General features: G+C 47.8%; 21 protein-coding genes. 10 read left to right on the forward strand and 11 right to left on the reverse strand.

From position 1 onward, the window contains the following. Positions 1 to 22 precede the first annotated feature (22 nt). Positions 23 to 964: a glycosyltransferase family protein gene (locus J9260_RS11595; protein ID WP_210217919.1), complete on the forward strand. Its 942-nt coding sequence runs from the start codon at positions 23 to 25 to the stop codon at positions 962 to 964. Here J9260_RS11595 and J9260_RS11600 read toward each other — a convergent pair. Genes J9260_RS11600 through J9260_RS11615 form a run of 4 tightly spaced genes read right to left on the reverse strand, consistent with a single transcriptional unit; the run spans position 933 to position 5,484 of the window. Then, positions 933 to 2,051, reverse strand: a complete 1,119-nt coding sequence (locus tag J9260_RS11600; RefSeq protein ID WP_210217920.1) for a glycosyltransferase family 9 protein — start codon at positions 2,049 to 2,051, stop codon at positions 933 to 935. The genes J9260_RS11595 and J9260_RS11600 overlap by 32 nt on opposite strands. Next, positions 2,041 to 3,174 carry a glycosyltransferase family 4 protein gene (locus J9260_RS11605; protein ID WP_210217921.1) on the reverse strand — a complete coding sequence of 378 codons (1,134 nt, stop codon included), beginning with the start codon at positions 3,172 to 3,174 and terminating at the stop codon, positions 2,041 to 2,043. The genes J9260_RS11600 and J9260_RS11605 overlap by 11 nt, the downstream gene beginning before the upstream one ends. Then, positions 3,158 to 4,315 (reverse strand): glycosyltransferase family 4 protein, encoded by a 1,158-nt coding sequence (locus tag J9260_RS11610; protein ID WP_210217922.1) that lies wholly within the window; start codon positions 4,313 to 4,315, stop codon positions 3,158 to 3,160. The genes J9260_RS11605 and J9260_RS11610 overlap by 17 nt, the downstream gene beginning before the upstream one ends. Further along, complete coding sequence (locus J9260_RS11615; RefSeq protein ID WP_210217923.1) at positions 4,309 to 5,484, reverse strand: O-antigen ligase family protein; 1,176 nt, start codon at positions 5,482 to 5,484, stop codon at positions 4,309 to 4,311. Before J9260_RS11615 ends, J9260_RS11610 begins: the two co-directional genes overlap by 7 nt. Before the next feature lie 135 nt (positions 5,485 to 5,619). Here J9260_RS11615 and J9260_RS11620 point away from each other — a divergent pair, with 135 nt between their 5' ends. After that, a complete protein-coding gene (locus J9260_RS11620) occupies positions 5,620 to 6,678 on the forward strand; it encodes a glycosyltransferase family 9 protein (RefSeq protein WP_210217924.1) in 1,059 nt (352 codons plus the stop codon). On the opposite strand, the gene J9260_RS11625 is transcribed toward J9260_RS11620, so the two are convergent. From J9260_RS11625 to hldE, 3 genes are read right to left on the reverse strand one after another with little or no spacing between them, the layout of a single operon-like run. Beyond that, on the reverse strand, positions 6,596 to 7,426 hold the full coding sequence (locus J9260_RS11625) for an aldo/keto reductase (protein ID WP_210217925.1): 831 nt from the start codon (positions 7,424 to 7,426) through the stop codon (positions 6,596 to 6,598). The genes J9260_RS11620 and J9260_RS11625 overlap by 83 nt on opposite strands. Beyond that, positions 7,411 to 8,589 (reverse strand): FAD-dependent oxidoreductase, encoded by a 1,179-nt coding sequence (locus J9260_RS11630; protein ID WP_210217926.1) that lies wholly within the window; start codon positions 8,587 to 8,589, stop codon positions 7,411 to 7,413. The genes J9260_RS11625 and J9260_RS11630 overlap by 16 nt, the downstream gene beginning before the upstream one ends. Beyond that, complete coding sequence (hldE, locus tag J9260_RS11635; protein ID WP_210217927.1) at positions 8,589 to 10,031, reverse strand: bifunctional D-glycero-beta-D-manno-heptose-7-phosphate kinase/D-glycero-beta-D-manno-heptose 1-phosphate adenylyltransferase HldE; 1,443 nt, start codon at positions 10,029 to 10,031, stop codon at positions 8,589 to 8,591. The genes J9260_RS11630 and hldE overlap by 1 nt, the downstream gene beginning before the upstream one ends. A gap of 66 nt (positions 10,032 to 10,097) precedes the next feature. Between hldE and lpxL the strand changes: the two genes are divergently transcribed. The 4 genes from lpxL to J9260_RS11655 all read left to right on the forward strand — a co-directional run bounded on the left by lpxL (position 10,098) and on the right by J9260_RS11655 (position 12,668). Then, entirely contained in the window at positions 10,098 to 11,045 is a 948-nt protein-coding gene (gene lpxL, locus J9260_RS11640; protein ID WP_210217928.1) for an LpxL/LpxP family Kdo(2)-lipid IV(A) lauroyl/palmitoleoyl acyltransferase, read from the forward strand. Then, entirely contained in the window at positions 11,030 to 11,524 is a 495-nt protein-coding gene (locus tag J9260_RS11645; RefSeq protein WP_210217929.1) for an FKBP-type peptidyl-prolyl cis-trans isomerase, read from the forward strand. Before lpxL ends, J9260_RS11645 begins: the two co-directional genes overlap by 16 nt. 22 nt (positions 11,525 to 11,546) lie before the next feature. Next, complete coding sequence (gene tpx, locus J9260_RS11650) at positions 11,547 to 12,041, forward strand: thiol peroxidase (protein WP_210217930.1); 495 nt, start codon at positions 11,547 to 11,549, stop codon at positions 12,039 to 12,041. Between the two features lie 132 nt (positions 12,042 to 12,173). Continuing rightward, a complete protein-coding gene (locus J9260_RS11655; protein WP_210217931.1) occupies positions 12,174 to 12,668 on the forward strand; it encodes a hypothetical protein in 495 nt (164 codons plus the stop codon). Here J9260_RS11655 and J9260_RS11660 read toward each other — a convergent pair. Further along, positions 12,665 to 15,796 (reverse strand): efflux RND transporter permease subunit, encoded by a 3,132-nt coding sequence (locus J9260_RS11660; protein WP_210217932.1) that lies wholly within the window; start codon positions 15,794 to 15,796, stop codon positions 12,665 to 12,667. The two genes, J9260_RS11655 and J9260_RS11660, sit on opposite strands and share 4 nt — an antisense overlap. Next, positions 15,796 to 16,842 carry an efflux RND transporter periplasmic adaptor subunit gene (locus J9260_RS11665; RefSeq protein WP_210217933.1) on the reverse strand — a complete coding sequence of 349 codons (1,047 nt, stop codon included), beginning with the start codon at positions 16,840 to 16,842 and terminating at the stop codon, positions 15,796 to 15,798. The genes J9260_RS11660 and J9260_RS11665 overlap by 1 nt, the downstream gene beginning before the upstream one ends. A gap of 106 nt (positions 16,843 to 16,948) precedes the next feature. On the opposite strand from J9260_RS11665, the gene J9260_RS11670 reads away from it, so the two are divergent. Both J9260_RS11670 and J9260_RS11675 read left to right on the forward strand, forming a co-directional pair. Next, complete coding sequence (locus J9260_RS11670; RefSeq protein WP_210217934.1) at positions 16,949 to 17,353, forward strand: SCP2 sterol-binding domain-containing protein; 405 nt, start codon at positions 16,949 to 16,951, stop codon at positions 17,351 to 17,353. A 78-nt stretch (positions 17,354 to 17,431) separates the two neighbouring features. Then, on the forward strand, positions 17,432 to 18,049 hold the full coding sequence (locus J9260_RS11675) for a DUF302 domain-containing protein (RefSeq protein ID WP_210217935.1): 618 nt from the start codon (positions 17,432 to 17,434) through the stop codon (positions 18,047 to 18,049). Positions 18,050 to 18,081: 32 nt separating this feature from the next. On the opposite strand, the gene J9260_RS11680 is transcribed toward J9260_RS11675, so the two are convergent. Continuing rightward, positions 18,082 to 18,492 (reverse strand): hypothetical protein, encoded by a 411-nt coding sequence (locus tag J9260_RS11680; RefSeq protein WP_210217936.1) that lies wholly within the window; start codon positions 18,490 to 18,492, stop codon positions 18,082 to 18,084. A 309-nt stretch (positions 18,493 to 18,801) separates the two neighbouring features. On the opposite strand from J9260_RS11680, the gene J9260_RS11685 reads away from it, so the two are divergent. After that, positions 18,802 to 19,995, forward strand: coding sequence for an ammonium transporter (locus tag J9260_RS11685; RefSeq protein WP_210217937.1), 1,194 nt, complete (start codon positions 18,802 to 18,804; stop codon positions 19,993 to 19,995). 70 nt (positions 19,996 to 20,065) lie between these two features. Further along, entirely contained in the window at positions 20,066 to 20,440 is a 375-nt protein-coding gene (locus J9260_RS11690) for a PGPGW domain-containing protein (protein ID WP_210217938.1), read from the forward strand. Positions 20,441 to 20,442: 2 nt separating this feature from the next. On the opposite strand, the gene J9260_RS11695 is transcribed toward J9260_RS11690, so the two are convergent. After that, positions 20,443 to 21,000, reverse strand: coding sequence for a DUF2889 domain-containing protein (locus J9260_RS11695; RefSeq protein WP_210217939.1), 558 nt, complete (start codon positions 20,998 to 21,000; stop codon positions 20,443 to 20,445). Positions 21,001 to 21,013: the final 13 nt, after the last annotated feature.

Consider the following 21,013-nt stretch of genomic DNA (forward strand, 5'->3'; position numbering starts at 1 on the left):
ACATCGAATATAGCATAACTGTATGACACATATTTTAACCACCCATTCTCCATCACAACCTCTGATTCGAGCGCTTATCGAAGAGGGGGTACAAATTACCCACATAAAAAAGATAGAAGAATTTTCTACTATTCCATTAGAAACGGTGGACTTATGGTTCAGCAATCTTTTTACTGAACTAAAACATCCTATCGCATTATACAACCTAGTATCAAAACTACGTAAGCATTCAATACCTTATGTCTTTTGGAATCGTGATGCACCTTGGAATTGCGGCATGAAAACATGGCATCGCTGGGTGCTTCATACAATGAAACCACTAGACATTTATTTCACACATTCCGGTCAAGAACACTTCCCATGCGAACAATTTTGTTATCTTCCAAATGCTGCCCGCCCTGAATATAAGTTCACAGGAAATCTAGAAGAATTACGAGATGAGCAACATTATTTATATGATATTTGTTTTATGGGGGCATTAGAAAATACTAAACGAGCAGGTTGTCTACAACGCCGATTATTTGTCAAAGAATTGCAACATCTACTAAAACAACAAAATCCATCCATTCGCATCAAAATTATAGACACCAGCATTGAAAAACCGTCATTACGAGAACAGCTACAGTTAATCCAACGTAGTAAAATTAATCTAAATTATGGAGCGAACTGCGATCTTCCTGAACAGCTTTCGTGGGGACTTCCAGAACGAGTATTTGGCATACCTGCTGCTGGAGGTTTTCTCCTCACCGAATATCGAGATTGCCTTAAAGATACTTTCATAGCAACAACGTATGATGACTTCCACGATACGAAAGAGTGCGTAGAAAAAGTAATATTCTATTTAAAAAACTTAAATACCTTACGCGATCGTGCAGAAGCACTACACTATCAAGTCTTAGAAAATCATATGTATAGCCATCGCGCTGCAACTTTTATAAGTCATTTACCGAATCAAAAGATTTAGTGAGTAATTCTAGTACATTATCTACAGATATTTTATCCATACAATAGGGAGTAGGACATTCCTTTGATCCTCTCAAGCAATGTTTAACCCAAGGAATCTGTCTCTGAAACAAACGATTCATATCACGACACAACACGCTTTCATCCCAAACTGGCATAAAAGGGCTATTCTTCCAAAAACTTCCCGCACCTGAAATCAAAGGAGAACCAGGGCCAAATAAGGCTATGGTAGGCGTATTTGTTAAACGCCCCAAATGGGCAATTCCCGTATCAGGGCAAACTAATACTTGCGCATATTTTAATAAATGCCATAACTGAGTCAAATCAAGCTCACCTTTGTAGCAATAATCACCATCCATTTGCCGAATTGATTCCAATAATGTGATTTCTTTTGCTCCCACGCTCCAGACAATTGTTATACCTCTAACACGCAACCACTCTGCCACGGCCATCCAATTATCTGCATCCCAATATTTATGAGGCTTACTCGCACCCAAATGAAGCACTGCATAAGGGGACGAAGGTAGATCAAACGGGTAACAAGATGGAGCTATCCAATCATCTGGGTTATATTCGACGCGCGGCAAATCACCAGCTAAAGATGCAACCAAATCACCCCAAGATAAAATAGAAACAGGAAAACTTTTCAATTCACTAATAGGTAAATTTTTCCATGCAGCTCCTCCTGAAAAAGCAACAATCCAACGACTTCCCATTGCTAATGCCAACCATGACCAACGATTATCACCAGGAATAAATGCCAAATCATATTGGCGACAGTGACGAATTAGGTAAAAAATAGAAGAAAATTTCTTAGGATTAAATGCAATAGCATTAATCCCATAAGGTTGCGTTTGATACAAAGGAACAACAGCTTCTTGACACACTAATGTCAAAATTGCATCTGGATACTTACAATGCAACCGCTTCAATAAAGCGGTTAACATTAACGTATCACCTAATAATAAGTGACTAAGCACTAAAATTCGATGCGCACTAACAGGCTTTTTCTTCCAAGGCTTAACAACAAGCTGAGGAAAAGCCATCAATATTAAAAATAAACGCCCCCACAATCGACTATTCATCATTTTTCACACCAACAAGAGCTTGATAAAATGCATGTTCCATTTTATCTAACATAACATTCATATCAAATGTTTGCCGAGCATATTTCAAACTAGCCTGCCCCATTCTCTCTCTTAAACCATCATCATTCATCAACTTATAGAGAGCATCAGCTAAACGTGCGGTGTCTCTTGCAGGAACTAAAATACCAGTTTCTCCATCTAGTACAGCTTCAGAAATAGACCCAATGGGTGTAGATATAACAGGTACTCCACATGACATTGCCTGCATAATCGACTGAGGAACGCCTTCTTCACCATAAGAAGGCAAGCAAAACAAATCAAATGTGTTTAACCATTCTGCAACATTACTTTGTCTGCCAACAAACTTGATCTGCCCCTCTAAATTCAATGACGTAACCTTTTTATGTAGCGTTTCCTCATAAGGGCCATCGCCTACAATGACTAACTGCCAAGGAATCCCACCGTTGATGATAGCTAAAGCGTCAAACAGATCTGTATGCCCTTTCCAACTCCTCAACGTTGCAACAATACCAATCGTAAACTGACCTACATCAGAAATACCCAGTTTATGTCTACATTCAGATTTTTCTAGGGGATGAAATACCTTAAAATCCACCCCAGTTGGAATAGAAGTCATACGCTTTAATATAAAACCATTCTGCTTAGCAAGCTGCTGACGCAAACGTTCTCCTGTCGTGACAATGTGCTTGGTCGCTGACCGATAAAGCCATTTTGTAGTAAATGACGAATTAACAGGTGTTGAAACATGCCGAGTACGTACAATAGGAAGCGACGCTGATAACGTAAGATTAGCTAAGGCACATAACCAACTATCTGTCGAACTATGAGTATTGATTAAATCAAATCGAAATTGATTATTGGACAACCATTTACGCATAGCCCTTAAAGCAGATAACGTTTTCTTTTCAATAGGCAGTTTATGAACAGGAATATTTAATCTTTCAGCGGCTGATGCAATTTCTGAATCAGGACTGCATACCAATTCAACCTGATGTCCACGCGCAATAAAACCGGCAGCTTCATTAAGTATGCGAATTTCCTGCCCCCCCCAACCACAAGAAGATTCAGTATGTAATATACGCAAATTATTTCTCATTTTCATCGAAATTTTCTGTCAATAATGTTTGATAAACCGCTAACAACTCATCCACCATACGTGAAATTGGATACTGCTCAGCAGTACGACGTGCATTACTTCCTAACGACTTCAAAAGAGTGCGATCCTTGCACTTATCCAGTAAATTGGCAAGCTGCTTACTATCCCCTGTATCAAAAACATACCCATTAATTCCTTCCTCTACCAGTTCACTTGCCCCGCAATTACTAGAAACCAATACGCCACGCCCCATTGCCATGGCCTCCAAAACAACATTACCGAAAGGCTCGTACCATGCGGGGTGAATCAATAGATCCGCTGCGCTGTAAAAATCCTGCACCTGCGTTTGTACGCCAAGAAAATGCACCCGATTATTTACACCTAATTTCCGGGATTTTTCTATAAATCGATTCTGCTTCTTATCTTTACCAATAACCAATAATTGCCAATCAACAGCAAATACTAATGCTTCCAAAAGATCGTCCAAACCTTTACGAGTAAAACCTGAGCCGACAAAAATAGCAACTGGAGTATCTGGAGAAAAATCCAATTTTACTCGCACTGGATCATTAATAACATTAAACTGGGGATGATAGTTATCAATATCTATTCCATTGTAAATACACGTTATCTTAGATGGATCAATTGTTGGATAATGATGTAAAACATCTCGCTTTCCTCGTTGTGAAATACATATAACCACCTCTAAATTTGGATGATGGAAAAGCTTAGACTCTGCCCTCAACATTACGCGATGAAACAAACTAAAAAAAGAAAATAAACGACCTAATATTCCTTCTCTGCTTATCTTAATACGTAACCATTCTGCATGAACACCGTCACCCGCACGATATATTTGACATCCAGGAACTCGTTCATGAGATTGAACTAGATCAAAGTGTGTGGTGTGCAACACCCGATTAACACCATTGATAAAATACTTAAAACGGCTACTACGAAACCAACCTTTACGCGCTACTTGAAGAATAGAAACACTATCGGATAGTATATTTTTTTGCCATTTTTGAGTAATTATCGAAACTTGCACATCAGCACGGCGACGCAAGCCATCTAATAGACGGCTAATAATTTTTTCTGCCCCACCATCAGGACGGTATGATTGACGAATAATAGCCAATTTTAACATCGTTCACCTTGCCTCAATGCAAAACCCAACAACATTCCATTAACCGCCCAAAATAAAATAGATAACTCTCGATTTAACATGTAGTTGAACTGCTCCCTGATAAAAACACCAACTACAACCATAGTACCAGCAAGAACGACACTGCGTACAATCTTGTTATCTAAACTTGATCGAAATAATTTATAATAATTAAAAAATAAAGACCAAAACAACAAAACAATGATCAACATCCCCAAAATACCCATCTCCACACCATAAGATAGAATTATATTATGAGCGTGTTCCAAGCCAACTTGCTCAAAGTGACTGCGCATTAATGTTCGACCAAATCCATGGCCGACTAATGGATTTTGTATGATTAAATCAAAAGCCAACATTGGAAGCTGAAGTATTCTAATATCCGAACTTAAAAAATCAGAACTTTTCCATAAAACACTTAACCGATCATACATAAAATAAAAAGATGCACCTAATGAAAATAAGCCCCCCCCCAAAAAAAACCACAATCTTTTTTTTCCATCATTGGCGACATCAGTTGACTTAAATAACAAAAAAGTAAATACAGATAATTGACCGATCAATACAAAAATCATAGCTCTTTGCGAAGAAAAAACAGCCATCCACAACACCCCAATAAATACAGCGAAGACTACATATCTATACCTCTCAAACAACAACCATGCTGGAATAAACAAGGGTAACAAGATTGTTATGTACGTGGCCACACTAGCATATCCATGATGCCATCGCCAAGCATACAAAGATTCTAAATCCCTTTCATAAAAAACATAATTACTTGAAGTCCACAACACTAAGAATGAACAGCCTATAGCTAAAAATAAAAACCATCGCTTAAGTATTTTCTCATCATAGGTTACGATAAAAAAACCCAAAAATGCCATCATCCCATAAATTACTTCTCTTTTTATTTCTTTAAGGGAAAACTCAATATTATTTGAATATGGCAAGAGAATAAGCGGTAACAAAGCCCATAGCAGAATCACAAACCAATACTGAATTTTAACGGGTTTAAATTCCTTCAACAAGAAAAGTGCCGATATAAAAAAAACAGACAGTAAAAAAGCACGAATACCAGCCGTATGCGTAACAGGCAATATTAACAAAAGAAAACTACCAGACCATAAGTTCAACTCTATTAACTTTGGCATGTTTCACCCTTAAAAACATACTCACTGCTCAAACTCTTTTTCAAAAGCATCGTTACAACATCCCAACGATTAAAAACATTGCGAATCCTAGCACATCAATGCAAGAATATCCCTTTGAAATCAAGCAAACCATCCATGAATCGTATCCTCCTCATCCGCCGTGACAACATCGGCGACCTGATCTGCACCACCCCACTGATCAGCAACTTACGTAGTCACTACCCCAACGCGGAAATCGACATCCTCGTCAACAGCTACAACTATCAGGCCGTGGAACATAACCCTGACATCAACCATGTTTATGTTTACACCAAAGGAAAACACCGCGATGCTGGGCAAAGTCTACTAGGCGTATACTGGCAGCGCATCAAGCTCACCCTGACACTACGCCGTAAACACTATGATCTTGCCATCTTAGCCAGTGGCGCATTCTCACGCCACGCCTTGAAACTGGCAAAAAGTGCCAAACCCAAAGCTATCCTCAGTCCAGCTCCCAATGGCGAAGAAATCGATGACATAACAATTTCCGTTCCTGAACCCAAACAACCTTTGCATGAAGTCGAAAAAACCCTGCTGTTGCTACAACCCCTAGGTATTTCAGCACAAACGCACCCACTGACTTTGCACCCTGACCCACATGAACAAGCCGTACTACGCGCCCAATTGTACGAACAACCTTGGCATCAACACGTTCCCACCATCGGTATCCACATCAGCTCCCGTAAACCCAGCCAACGCTGGTCGGAGCAGCATTTCAGTGAGCTAATTCAACAACTTCACCAACAATATCAAGTACAGATCCTGTTGTTCTGGGCACCCGGTGATGAAAACAACCCATTGCACCCCGGTGATGACCAAAAAGCCGCACGCATCATGGCGCAACTCAATCAGTTGCCCATCCTACCGATGCCGACTACCACGCTGCGCCAATTGATTGCGGGCATTAGTTTATGTGACCAGTTTATTTGTAGTGATGGTGGTGCTATGCACATTGCCGCTGGGCTAGGTAAACCACTGGTTTGTTTCTTCGGCGACTCTTGCGCGGAACAGTGGCATCCGTGGGGTGTTCCGCACGTTCTGCTGCAACCTGACAGTCGTGATGTTGCCGATATTAGCGTGATGGAAGTGCTGCGAGCTTATCAGCAAGTACTTCACTTGCCACCGCCACATTCTCCCGCAAATGCTTTGGGTTGATTGTCCCCAATACCACACTGGTTGCACCCGGCTGGGAAAAAATGAAATCCAGCGCGTACTCCACCGGGTTCTTACCGCCCAGTTTGTCGAGATGACCGCTGGCAAAGGCTTTTTTTACTAAAAGCCCACGCCCTTGTGCTGCTGCTGATTCCAATACCGGCAATTCGTCGGTATATAATGGGCTATACGCCGCCATCACCACATCACAACCCAATTCATACGCTAGTAACGCACCATCGACGGTTTTAGAAGAAATCCCGACAGCCCGCACCCAACCTTCCTCACGCATCTGCAACAAGGTATCCAGCACCGCCTCTTCACGCAAAATCCGCACATCATCGCCATCTGAATGGATCAGCACCATATCGAGATAATCGGTTTTCAGCAGGCGCAAACTGTTTTCCACGCTCGTGCGCGTCCCGATAGCACTAAAGTCAAAGCTGGACTCGCCGTCAATAAAACGTTCCCCCACTTTGGTTTCAATTACCCATTCGTGGCGTGAATTGGGCAACAACTTGCCAATACGTTCCTCACTCAAGCCGTAAGCAGGTGCGGTATCGAGCAGATTAATGCCCAAATCAAAACCCAACGCCAACAAATCACGCACTTCATTATCAGAAGGCAACTCAAAACCTTGGGGATATTTCACGCCCTGATTGCGCCCAAACTTGACCGTACCCAACCCCAGCGGGCTAATAGTAATGCCAGTTTGGGCAACGGGGCGGCGTTGAGTTAATACGTGTTCCATGTGACCTGATCCCAGATTGGAGTGGCGACGGGGGGAAGCGCAAATCCCCACTTTTCTCTCTTGCCCCCTTCCCCCCTTGCGGGGGAAGCAAAAGCGTCTAACAACTGACGTGCCAACATCGGGGCAAAAGCCAGCTTAGTAGGCCATGCCACTGTCACATTTGCCACTTGAGTCACACCGGGCTGGTCGGGGCGACCACCATCGGATTGCGCCATTTCCGCACGGTCAACATCCCACGTTGCCCATTCGGTATTGCTAAAATCGACCCACGGTAACAACTCAGCCAATTCGTGACGGGTAGCGGCAATCACCTCGGAAGGCGGTTTACCAACACCCTGTTCCGCAGGTTGCCCGCCGATATACCAAACGGTTTTCCCCTGCGAATCTTTGTGCGAGGTAATCGTAGCGCGTGGCTTATCACTCATCCCCAGCGCGTGCGCATAAACCATCGGCATATCGCCGCGCATCATCACCATTTGTAGCGGGCGACGCTGCATCCGTTGGCTAATCGCAGTGGAAGCCAACAATGCCTCATTACCCGCTCCCGCCGTCAGCACAATCTGTTGCGCCATGACATCCACCACCGTGCCATCGGGCAATACAGCCTCGTAATAATACTTGCCATCCCGCAGTCGCAAGCGCGAACGGGCAACATCAACCTGCATCAACGCTTCCGCCAACTGTTCACGCAACGCCATCAACAGTGAAGGCACATCCAACACTGGCTCATCCAAACGATACAGTCCGCCATGAAAGGCATCCGTTTGAAATAATTCGGGGTAAGCGTGATTCGGCACGGCTTCCATGCGACTTTTCATCGCTTTGCTGGCAAAAAATCCGGTTAAACGTGAACCAATACCGCCGGAAGTCCACAATAATTGTGATTCCGCCAAAATATTGACGCGCTTAAGATCAACCGCACCCTCGCCATTGAGTGCGCTGCGCCAAATGCGCGGCATATCGCCAATCGCCAGCGTTGCCCCAGTCAGTTTACCCGTCAGCGCGTATTTCGTACCACCGTGAATAATCCCTTGAGAAGCAATGGTTTGTCCCTTGCCAAGTTCATCCGTCGCCAGCAGTGCGTTAACACCTGCTGCACGCAATTCCGCCAGCAACCACAATCCTGCGATACCACCACCGACGATCAGCACATCGACGTTCATCAAGACTCCTTCGCCATATTCTGAATCCGTGCAATGGTATTAGTGGTGGAAACCCCATCAACAAAACTCAACACCACCACATCGCCGCCGTTCTCCCACACACAGCGATTACCCGGAATTTTCTGCGGATCATTATCTCCACCCTTGACCAACAAATCGGGTTTAACCGCACAAATCAATCGTTCCGGCGTATCCTCACTAAAATCCACCACCCAATCGACACAAGCCAATGCTGCCAGCATTTTCATGCGATTTGCCATCGTATTGACCGGGCGCGTCTCGCCTTTCAATGCCCGCACCGACTCATCGGTATTCACCGCAACGATTAAACGATCGCCCAACTTACGGGCTTCTTGCAAATACGTGACATGACCGACGTGCAAAATATCAAAACAACCGTTGGTCATCACTACCCGTTCGCCGTGGATACGCGCTTCTTGCACCGCCGCCAGTAATTGCGCTTCTGAGACCACGCCTTTGAGCTGCGCTTTATGCTGCTGCAACGCCTTGTGTAATTCAGGCACACTCACCGTAGCCGTACCTACCTTGCCCACCACAATGCCCGCCGCCAAGTTAGCCAATGCCATTGCGTGTTCCACGCTTAAACCCGCACCCATGCTAGCGGCTAATACCGCCACCACCGTATCCCCCGCACCCGTCACATCAAACACTTCCTGCGCACGAGTGGGCAAATTAACCGGTGCAGCATCCGGGCGTAATAACGTCATCCCCTGTTCGCTGCGGGTCAGCAGTAAATTGTCGAGTTCGCAGCGTTGCAATAATGCCTGCCCACGCCGCACCAAATCCGCTTCGTCCAACCAGTCGCCCACTGCTTCTCGAAATTCCGCCAGATTCGGGGTAATCACCGTTGCACCTTGGTAACTCGCAAAATCCTGCGCTTTGGGGTCAACCACCACCGGCTTACCCGCCGCCCGTGCCAAAGCCACCAATTGCTGGGCGTGTTCCAACGTACCTTTGCGGTAATCCGACAGCACCACCACATCCACCTCGGCCAGCAATTGGGTAAACTGCGCCAGCAACGCACTGTGGTCACGCCCCAAAAAACCTTCCTCAAAGTCCAGACGAATCAATTGCTGATGACGGCTGAGAATGCGTAATTTGGTAATCGTTGGCGTATTGTCGAGGGTAATAAAACGGGTTTTCACCCCACGCTGCTGCAAAACACGTGATAAGGACTCACCCGCTTCATCGTCGCCGATATACCCCAGCAAGCTCACCTGCCCACCAAGACTGGCAATATTTAACGCCACGTTTGCCGCACCACCTGGGCGTTCATCACGCGCATTGGTATTCACATGCACCACTGGAACCGGGGCTTCCGGGGAGATGCGCGAAGTCTGTCCCGACCAATAGCGGTCAAGCATCACATCACCAACAACCAATACACGCGCCTGATCAAAGGCTGGAATTTGTAAACTCATCGTTATTTTCACACAAAAACAGGAAAAAGCAGGCTGGAAAGTTTACCATAAGCAGCTTATCCAAACATGAAACTGTACGTGGAAAGAATTTCTGGCAAACAATTTATGCACCCGCGCTTCTGGCCTACTTGGCTCGGTTTGGGATGTTTATGGCTCGTCACCAAACTGCCTTGGGCGGTGCAAATGTGGCTCGGCAAAATGATCGGGTTATCCATGTTCCACGCGCTACCGCGACGGCGTTTAATCAGTTGTATCAATTTGGAATTGGCTTTCCCCAACACCACTGTCGATGAACGTTATCAAATCAATCGTGACCATTTCATTTCCTTAGGAAAAGGCGTGTTTGAAGCGGCTCTCAGTTGGTGGGGAAATGCTGAAAAACTCACACAACGCACCACACTGGAAGGTTTAGAACACGTTCTGACGGCACACGAACGTGGCGGGGTAGTCTTACTCAGTGCGCATTTTACCAGTTTGGAACTCGGTGGTCGTTTACTCGCACAACAGTTACCGCTGCATGTGGTGTACCGTCCGCATCAAAATCCCCTGATTGAATGGCGTACTGCCCGTTTACGGAGCAAACGTTACGGCAAAGCCATTCCACGTGATGATATTCGTGCCATGTTACGCAGCCTGCACCAAGGACATGTGGTGTGGTACGCGCAAGATCAAAATTTTGGGCACAAAAACAGCGTATTCGCGCCATTTTTTGGCATTCCGGCAGCGACAAACACCGCCACTAGCCGTATTAGCAAACTCGGTCACGCGCAAGTTGTCCCCTTTTTCACGTTGCGTACTGAAACAGGTTATTTGCTGCGTTTTCTACCCGCTCTTGAAAATTTCCCCAGCGACTCCATGCTCGCAGACACGACATTAATCAATCACATCATTGAGCAACAGGTTCGCGAGTTCCCCGCCCAATATTTGTGGACTCATCGCCGCTTTAAGGACAGACCCGAAGGCGGCAACCGTTACGACGCTTATATTAAGGAATCTTCATGCAAATCGCAGTAAACACCGTTGTCACCATGACTTACACCCTTACTAACCCACAGGGCGTGGTATTGGATCAAGCGGATACCGATCACCCTTTCGTGTACCTGCACGGTGCCAACAACATTATTCCGGGCTTGGAAAATGCGTTAGTGGGTAAACAAGCCACCGATAGTGCAGTGGTTAATGTGACTGCTGAAGACGCTTACGGGGAACGTGATGAGCGTTTAACCCAACAAATTCCACGCGAAATGTTTGGCGATGTGCCTACCGAGCAATTGGTTGTGGGAGCGCAATTCCAAGCGCAAACCAACGGCGGGATTGAGGTTATTACCATCACGGCAGTCGACGACGCGACGATTACGATTGACGCGAATCACCCACTAGCGGGCGTTGCATTGACATTCGATGTCACTATTTTGGATGTTCGCGCTGCTACTGATGAAGAAATGGCTCACGGTCATGTTCACAGCCACGGCGGTTGCGGACACAATCACTAATTCATTAACAAAGGAGACACTCATGGCAACGATTACTTTACAAGGCAACCCGCTAGAAACTGTTGGCACACTGCCTGCGGTTGGCGCAGCCGCTCCGGCCTTTACACTGGTTAAAACCGATTTATCTGAAGTCGGCTTAGGCGATTTCGCCGGAAAAACCGTCATTTTAAACATCTTCCCCAGCATTGATACCGGCGTTTGCGCAACATCCACGCGCCGTTTCAACGAAATAGCCAGCAGCAATGACAACGTAGCTGTGCTGTGTATTTCCGCTGACTTACCGTTTGCACACGGGCGTTTCTGCGGGGCGGAAGGTTTGGAAAACGTGGTCTCACTGTCTAATTTCCGCAATCCTGCATTTGGCAACGATTATGGCGTAACCATTACTAGCGGCGTATTGGCAGGCTTATTATCACGCGCAGTGGTTGTGATCAAAGACGGCAACGTAGTTTATACCGAACAAGTACCTGAAATTGTTCAAGAACCTAATTACGATGCGGCATTGGCAGCGATTTAACGCTATTACGCCTTGCTAGAAAAGTCCGCTCCGTGCGGACTTTTTATTTTATGTATAAATATCAATCACATATAGGCAAGAATCGGATTCATTGACTACACTCGTGGGATAATTCTTTCAAGGAAACACCCAATGAAACCGCAACTGCTCTTACTGTTAACTGGCCTCGCCAGCATTTACAACCCTGCATACGCCACCACCGACAACTGCGGCACATCGTTTTACTGTTACGGTAATAGTGCCCACACGTTGGCGGTTACAACGCGCCCCGCGCCCTTGCCGCCACCGAATATACGAAGCTTGCCGCAGCGTAACAATGCAATCATGGCATTACGCCCCCGCGCCGCGCCACAGCCTGTCACGCCACGCCGTACCACGCCTTCTTCGCCCGCAGCGGTAATGCGTCCGGCAGCAGATGTCAGCGTGCGCGTTATTCCTGCCAATCGCCCGCCGGTTGTTACTAACGCGCCATCGTCTTGCGACGCACAACGCCAACACCTGTTTACCCTTGCCAAACAGCGTGAAAGCCAAGCGGTAATAGCCTCGCAACGCGGTGATCGTCAGGCATCCATGCGCTTATTCCGCGAGGCCAATCAATTACGCCAGCAAGCCGCGAGTTGCCGTTAACCCCGCCGACTGACGACGCGATACAGCACCGGAATCGCAAAAAGCGTCAGTACCGTGGAAAACCCGACACCCCAGACAATCGCTGTTGCTACCGGCCCCCACAACAGCGATTTACCACCCAAGCCGGTTGCCAAGGAAAACAAGCCCGCCATCGTGGTCAATGAGGTGATTAAGATCGGAATCAATCGCCGCCGCGCCGCATAAACCGTGGCATATAACACGCTCATTCCCAGCTCAATACGATCATTGGCTGCCGCGATCAATACAATCGCCGCATTCACCGCAATGCCCGCCAACGCTACCACGCCGTACAAGGTATACAAACTCAGCGGATTTTGTGTCAGCAACAACCCAAACACCACGCCGGTAAACGCCATTGGCACGGTCGACAGAATCATTAACGGCTGCCAATAGCTACTAAACTGCGTTCCCAAAATCAAATACATCAAGCCGATACCAAACAAAAACAGCACCCCAATCGCATCCAGACTTTCCTGCAAATCATCCAACTGTCCTGCGAAATCCAGATCAATGTTAGGAAACTCCGCTTTACGCTGTTCCCATGCCGCCAACAACCACTGATTTGCCTGCACCGTATCCAGCGCACACAAGCTGTAATCGGGGGCAGCAGCCGTAAACACCGGCTTTAAACGGCAATCGTAAAATGGCTCATCCGGGCGTTTCACCAAATCCGCCTCCAACGTAATCGCACGCCGGAAGTTGTAATGACGAATATTCCCAATCGAAACCCCTTCGTTAGCTTCGACCAACTCACTCAACGGTACACTACCGCCACTGGGCGTGGGCAAACGCACGTCTAGCAATTGCCGGATAGCCTGCCAATCATTTGCCTGACTTTGCACCCGCACTGCGAGTTTTTCACCCTGATCCTGCATATCAGCGACCACTTCACCATCCACTAACAAGCGCAAGGTTCGCGCTACATTATCCGGTGCAATACCTGCCTGCCGAATCGCATCTTGGCGTAATTTCAGGTTCATTTCCTGCCGACCGGGGCTGGCATCATCAGTAATATCTTTGATCCCGGCATTCGCAGCAAGGCTTTGCTTGAGGGCATTAGTCGCGGCCTGAATCTCGGCGTAATCATCACCGCGCACCTTAACGCTAATCGGTTTCGCTGCCGGAGGGCCACCCGCCAATTCCAAAAACGCAATATTCACCGCGCCCGGCACGCCTTCTACTGCCGACCGCATGGATTCAATAATGGCTTTTACTTCACGTGCGCCAGCAGATAACGGCTGCAAACTCACCACCAACTGCCCATAACGCGCACCGTACAATGGCTCAGTTTCGGTAAACATCATCCCCGCATATGCCACCACCGACCGCGCATCCTGTGGCTGTAAGTGTTGTTTCACCTGCTGTTCGACTTCCAAGGTTTTTTGCATCGTCTCGTTTAATGAAGTGGAACTGGGCATTTCCACATTCACGTAGAAAATCCGCAAATTATCCGATGCGAAAAAGTTCATCGGAATCAAACCTGCACCAACCACGCCCACGGCGATAAAAAACAGCAGCACCACACCACCCAACGCCGCACGCGGATAACGCAATACCTTCAACAACCACCGCGCGTATTTCACTTGCAAAACATGGGTAAAACGCTGGCGGTATTGCTGAATGCGTGACGGTTTGGAAAAGTCGATTTTGCCGACCCCAACGTGGGCTGGCAGCATCCAAAAAGCTTCGATCAAACTCAAAAACAAAGCCAATGTCACCACCATCGGAATCACTTGCATGAATTTGCCTAAAATCCCCGGCAATAACATCAACGGCAAAAAAGCCGCCACCGTAGTCAACACTGCCGTCGTCACTGGCAACGCAACTTCACGCATCGCCTCCACCGCTGCTGTTATTCCATCCATGCCCTGTTGCAAGCGATAGTAAATGGACTCCACCACCACTACCGCATCATCCACCAGCATTCCCAGCACAATCACGACCCCAAGTAACACCGAGACATTCAAGGTTTCCCCCATGCTCGACAACACCCAAAACGTCGCCGCCAAAGTAAACGGAATGCCAATCGTGGTCAGCAAACCAAGCCGAAAACCCAAAAACAGCCAAGTGACCGCCAACACCAGTAAAAACCCCACCAGCGCGTTGCTTTCCATCACCGCAATCGCTTCACGGGTCGGCACCGTTTGATCATCCACCAGCGTCAGGGTCACGCCCGTGGATTGTGTTTGGGCATTGCGGGTATCAAGGTAGCTTTGTAATTGCGCCAATAAATCCAGACTGTTCGCTTTATCCTGTTTCATCACCGCAAATAAAATCGCGGGTTTGCCATCCAATGAGACCTTTTGCGTGGCTTTTTCACGGGCGCGTTCCACTGTTGCTACCCGCGCTAACGGCACATCACCTTGCAAACCCGTAATCGGCAATGCCCCCAATGCCTGCGGATCACTATCTTTCCCGCTCAGTCGTACCAGCCAACTCTGGCGGTCAATATCCACGCTACCGGCGGACAAATCCCGAAACCACACCCGCACCGTATCTGCCAACTGCCCAGGTAACAGCCCCAAGGCTTCCAAAGCATGGGCATCAAAGCGCACCTGCAATTCCGGGTCATCCAGCGCGATCGTATCAACCCGCTCCACACCTTTAACCTGCTCCAGTGCTTTTTTGATATTTTTCGCCTGTACCCGCAAATTCTCATCGTCAGCCACGCCCTGTACCGCAATCATTGCCGCCGGAAACGCATTCGCCGTGGTAATTTCCAGAATAATCGACTCAACCGCTTCGCTGGGCAACAAATCTTTAGTGTTTTGGATTTCGCGGCGCAAATCAGCAATGCGCTTATCGAACATACGCTCGTCAATGTCTTCAAAGCGCACCAGCAAACTGGAAATATTTTCACGACTATTGCTAGAAACGAATTTCATATCCGGCACGCCACGAATCGCCTCTTCCAACGGATCTGTGACGCGCTTTTCCACATCTTCCGCACTCGCCCCCGGCAACGCGGTAATGATGGAAATCCAGTTAAAATTGATCGTCGGGTCTTGCTGGCGCGGCATCGTATTGTAGGCAATCAAGCCAATCACCAACACCAGCCCAAAAGTCAAATTAGCCAGCACATGATTTTGCAGCAAGCGTTTATACATTACGGCGACTCCACCTTAATCGCCTGCCCATGCTGTACCCGCAAGCGATTTTGGTCAATCAGCAACGTCGTATCGGGTAAATCCACGATCGCCGCCTGCCCTTCCTGCGCTTTGGGCAATGGGTGAAACTTAGCCGCATCATCCTCACCCAACATAACCCCTAAACTCGTATCGCGGCGCACCAGCCAACTAGCCGGTAATGCCGGTAACGGGCTTTGCCACACCAACCGTCCGCTTTGCCCTGCGGCTAACGTCGTCGGCTCTTGCAGGCTGAAACGCACTTCTTGGGTGCGGGTATTACCGCTGATTTGCCCCACCACCGCACGACGCTTCACCGCAAGCGTTACCCCATCGGCAACAAAGCGTAATTGCTTACCCTGCGCCTGCTCCGCGACTTCTTCGGCGGATAACTGCGCACTCAACTCTTGCACATCGTGTTGTAATAGCTGAAACGCGGGGCTGCCCGGTGTTGCTTGTTGCCCCAGTTGCAGGTGACGCTGGGTAATCTGTCCCGCAAACGGCGCGGTAACTTCACAACGCGACACCGCTAAACTGGCGGTATCTACTTGCGCTTGATTCACTGCCACATCGGCTTGCGCACTGTCAAAATCGGCTTGGGCTTTTTCCAGTTGCTCGGCGGGTAACAAACCCGTTTTGCGTAATTGCTGATTGCGCTGCCACTGACTTTGGGCAAAGCTCAGACGCGCTTTGGCGGCGGTCATGCTGGCTTTCGCCTGACTCAAACTGTGGGTGTAATCGCGGCAATCGAGGTTTGCTAAGACCTGCCCTGCTTTGACAGTCGCCCCCACATCCACCAAAAGACGGGTGACTTTGCCCGCCACTTCCGCGCTTAACGTGCTGTCGTTTAAGCTGACTAAGGTGGCAGGTACACTGCGCTCACTGATTTGCAGTACCTTCGCTAACGGAATTAATGTCACCGCTAACGGCTCGCTGTCTAGCGAAGTTGCAGCCCAGACAGGGTTGATTGTGCCTAAAAACAGCCCTGTAAACAGCGCGTACTGGGGTAAACCAAAGTGTCGCATCATTTCTATCACTTTCTGATGGTTGCGAAATACAAGAATGAAGGATATATAGGTCATTGTAAAATTCATTAATCAAACCCGTTTCATAACACGTACTAGGAGAGGAACTATGCCGCAATTATTTTCTGCTGATTGGATGAACGAACTCAAGGATCTTTGGAACGCAGACCCTGATGTTAAAGACAAGCTCGCTGCCATTGGGTTCAATTCTGTTATTACCTGCGGCCTGAAAGGCGAAGCTAAGCCGATGGGCGTTTTCATCGTTGAAAACGGCGAATGCGTGCGTGCTGGCGATTACGCGGATGAGAAACCCGATTGGGATATGCGTGCTGACCGCAAAGACTGGATGAAATGGACTAAAGAACCGATGGGCATGGTTGGCTTAGGCACAGCTTACACCTTCGGCAAGCTGAAATTCCTCTCCGGTGACTACGGCGCAATGCTGAAGAACCCTGCAATGGCTGGCCCGTTCGTTAAGTCTTTCGCACTGATGGCAAAAATCAACACGCAATAATCGAATGATAATTCCCCCATCCTCAACCCTCATGACGATGGATGGGCGGAATGTGCAATATAACGCTTAGGAGAACTCATGAACTTTATCCGTAACCTTCTTGCCCTGATTGGTTTAGTCGCTATTCTCGGCGGCGCATACGCTTATACCCAGTACGGCGACATGCTGAGCAAAGCCGGTGAAATGGGCAACGAAATGGCTGCCCTGCAACAACTTGACCCTAAAGCGAAAGATGTTTACACCGATATGTGGAAAAAGCTCAAGGAAAGCGGCAATTCAGCAGACGCTTCCGTGGTGAAATATTCACTGGCAGACGGCATTACCCCCGAAGATGCTGAAGAAGCAATGAAATCCGTTGCTAACAAACTCAACATCAAAGCGGTCGGCGAACTGCCATTATCAGAACAGGTGAAACTGGAAACCGGACAAGATCAGCGTTTCCTGAAAATCTATCAGTTCTGTAATCCACAGACTGCCATGAAAATGGTGGATTTCAGTGATGCATTCTCAGCATTCCTCCCTTGCCGGATTTCCATGATTCAAGACAAAGCAGGAAAATATCACCTGTATTCACTGAACATGGACATGATGATTTACGGCGGCAAAACCTTGCCACCTGAACTTCATGCAGAAGCCATCAAAGTGCAAGAAATCATGACTGCGATTATGAAAGGCGGCGCGGAAGGCGACTTCTAAACCCCTTGCGTAAAGGCGTACCCGTTACGCCTTTACGTTTCGTCGTCGTGTACCCCGAAAATCACGCTAAATGTAATCAACAGTAACCCCACATACCACAGCCAAAAGCCTAACCCCAAACGCACTACATGCATGGTTCCGGTATCACGGGGAATTTCCTCAAACCAAAATGCCTGCCCAGCCAGCAAAATACCTGCCACAGCTAAACCCATTGCCCAATTCGGGTGACGTGAAATCAGCAATATACCCAGTAATTCCAATAAGTTGGCATACCACGCAAACTGAAACACCATAAATCCCATCCACCCTGTCGCCAATACCCAATAGCCCATCACTACGCCATTGGTGGTGTGGAATACCGGCAAAAACAAAGCAATGATCCACACCAAACTCCCCAAAAACAGGCCAAGGTGAGGCAAAGGCAACTTCGCGGTCATGAGCATGTGTTGTACCGTTTCCTTAAAAGACGAATCCACAAGTATAGGAATAGTCTGTCTACCCTGCACAATGCAGCGCAACATTTCTCAGATCAACGGCACAACTCGCAAAATCATTTTGGTGCAAATAAAGCACTACAATAGTGCATATTCATACCAAAGCACCATAAAAGGGAGTATTTACCCCCATTAAAGCCTATTTCCGCGCAACATCTTCAAAAATCACTAGTTTTGTGCAAAATCCACTAGTCAGCACGCGCAAGGTATTTATGATGGAGCATCTTTTTCCGTTTTGGTGTTGTAGAGGTCACTGTTATGGAGCAACTTGTTTCCGCATTAGATACCCTGTTTGTGTTAATGGGAGCCGTGATGGTTCTCGCGATGCACGCAGGTTTTGCCTTTTTGGAAGTGGGCACGGTACGCCACAAAAATCAGGTAAATGCCTTAGTTAAGATCATTGTCGATTTTGCCGTTTCCACCATTGCTTATTTTTTCATTGGTTACATGATTGCCTATCAAACAGGCTTCTTGAGCAGTGCCAGCGAACTGGCGGTAAATAACGGTTACGATTTGGTCAAATTCTTCTTTTTACTGACCTTTGCAGCGGCAATTCCGGCGATTATTTCCGGTGGGATTGCGGAGCGGGCGCGGTTTTACCCGCAACTGCTGGCAACCTTCCTGATTGTGGCGTTCATTTACCCGTTTTACGAAGGCATGATCTGGAACAATTTGTACGGCGTGCAGGAATGGATTAAAGGGCTGTTTGGCGTTGCATTCCATGACTTTGCCGGTTCGGTAGTGGTTCATGCAATGGGTGGCTGGCTGGCCTTAGGCGCGGTAATTATGCTGGGGCATCGGCACGGGCGTTATACCAAGGATGGCAAACCGATGTCGGCGCATCCACCTTCCAGTATTCCGTTTTTAGCCATTGGCGCGTGGATTTTAACCGTCGGCTGGTTTGGCTTTAACGTTATGTCAGCACAAAAAGTTGGCGGCTTAAGTGGTTTGGTCGCGATTAACTCGCTAATGGCAATGGTAGGTGGGATTTTAGCAGCGTTAGTCGCAGGGAAAAATGACCCTGGCTTTGTCCACAACGGCCCGTTGGCGGGTTTGGTGGCGGTGTGCGCGGGTTCTGATTTGATGCATCCACTGGGTGCGTTGGTGGTTGGTGCGGTTGCCGGTGGGTTATTCGTGTGGACATTCACCCTCGCGCAAAACAAGTTAAAAATCGACGACGTATTGGGTGTCTGGCCATTGCACGGTTTGTGCGGTGCGTGGGGTGGCATTGCAGCGGGTATTTTCGGTTTAGAAGCACTCGGTGGGGTCGGTGGTGTCAGCTTCGGAGCGCAAGTCGTCGGCACACTGATTGGGATTGCAATTGCGACAGCGGGTGGTTTCATCGTTTACGGCATTCTCAAGGCCACGCTGGGTATTCGCTTGACTCAAGAGGAAGAATACAACGGTGCGGATTTGAGCATTCACAAAATCAAAGCCAACCCGGATAACTAAAGGTAATGCGCTTTTTGCGCTACCCTTGATTACAATCAACCCCATCGTTCACTACGTTGGGGTTTTTTGTTTGGATACACTTTTTATTTGGCTCGGCACAATCTCTGTAGCTACGTTTGTCTTATCACTGCTGCTATTACCTTGGCTTGTCGCACGCATTCCCAGCAATTATTTTACGCGTCCACGTCATGCGCATCGCTGGCAGGTATTGTTGCAACCACGGGCTATCGTGCGCAATCTGCTGGGCTTACCGGTGCTATTAGCCGGTATTGCCATGCTGGTATTGCCGGGGCAAGGCTTAGTCACCATGATGATTGGCCTGAGTATTATGATGTTCCCCGGCAAGTTTGAGCTGGAAAAATGGGTCGTAACCCGCAACGGCGTGCTGAAAGCGGTGAACTGGATACGTCAACGCTCCCAGCACCCACCCATCGACGCACCATAGGATTAACTGGGACGGTAAAACTTAGGCCAATACTTTTTCACCACCTCACCGTCTTCACGCAACATCTGGCAGGTATCCAAATACGGCGGTTTTTCTTGCGCCGCACCATCCAAATCGCCGCAATAATCCGAACGAGTGCTCATAATCGTTTGGAAAGCCGTGGTTGCAATAGGGCCGAGTAACTCGGTCAAATGGGTGCATCCTCTGACCCCACCCATCAGTTCCTTGAGCTTACGATTCCAACCATAACCAATCGACACGCCCACCAAACCCTGAAAGACGGCTGCCACTTGCGGGCAATCCTTAAACGGCGACCAGTCTGTTACCGCTTCTACAGCGTGAATTTTAAACGCATCGTCCAATGTCAGCCTTACCCACATATCGTGGAGTGCTTCGTTGGCATTAATGAAACCGCCCCTATCCGTATTTTGGAACGCATACGGTTTAGTGTCGACCATATGGCCTTCAATGTCCCACAGCCCATCTTCGCGTTTATAACCGTTACAAGTCACCACACGGGTATGCATCGCCTGACGACGCACCGATTGAGATAAAGGCATCAGTCCCCCTAAA

The sequence above is a fragment of the Thiothrix unzii genome (assembly GCF_017901175.1).
GTDB classification, from domain to species: domain Bacteria; phylum Pseudomonadota; class Gammaproteobacteria; order Thiotrichales; family Thiotrichaceae; genus Thiothrix; species Thiothrix unzii.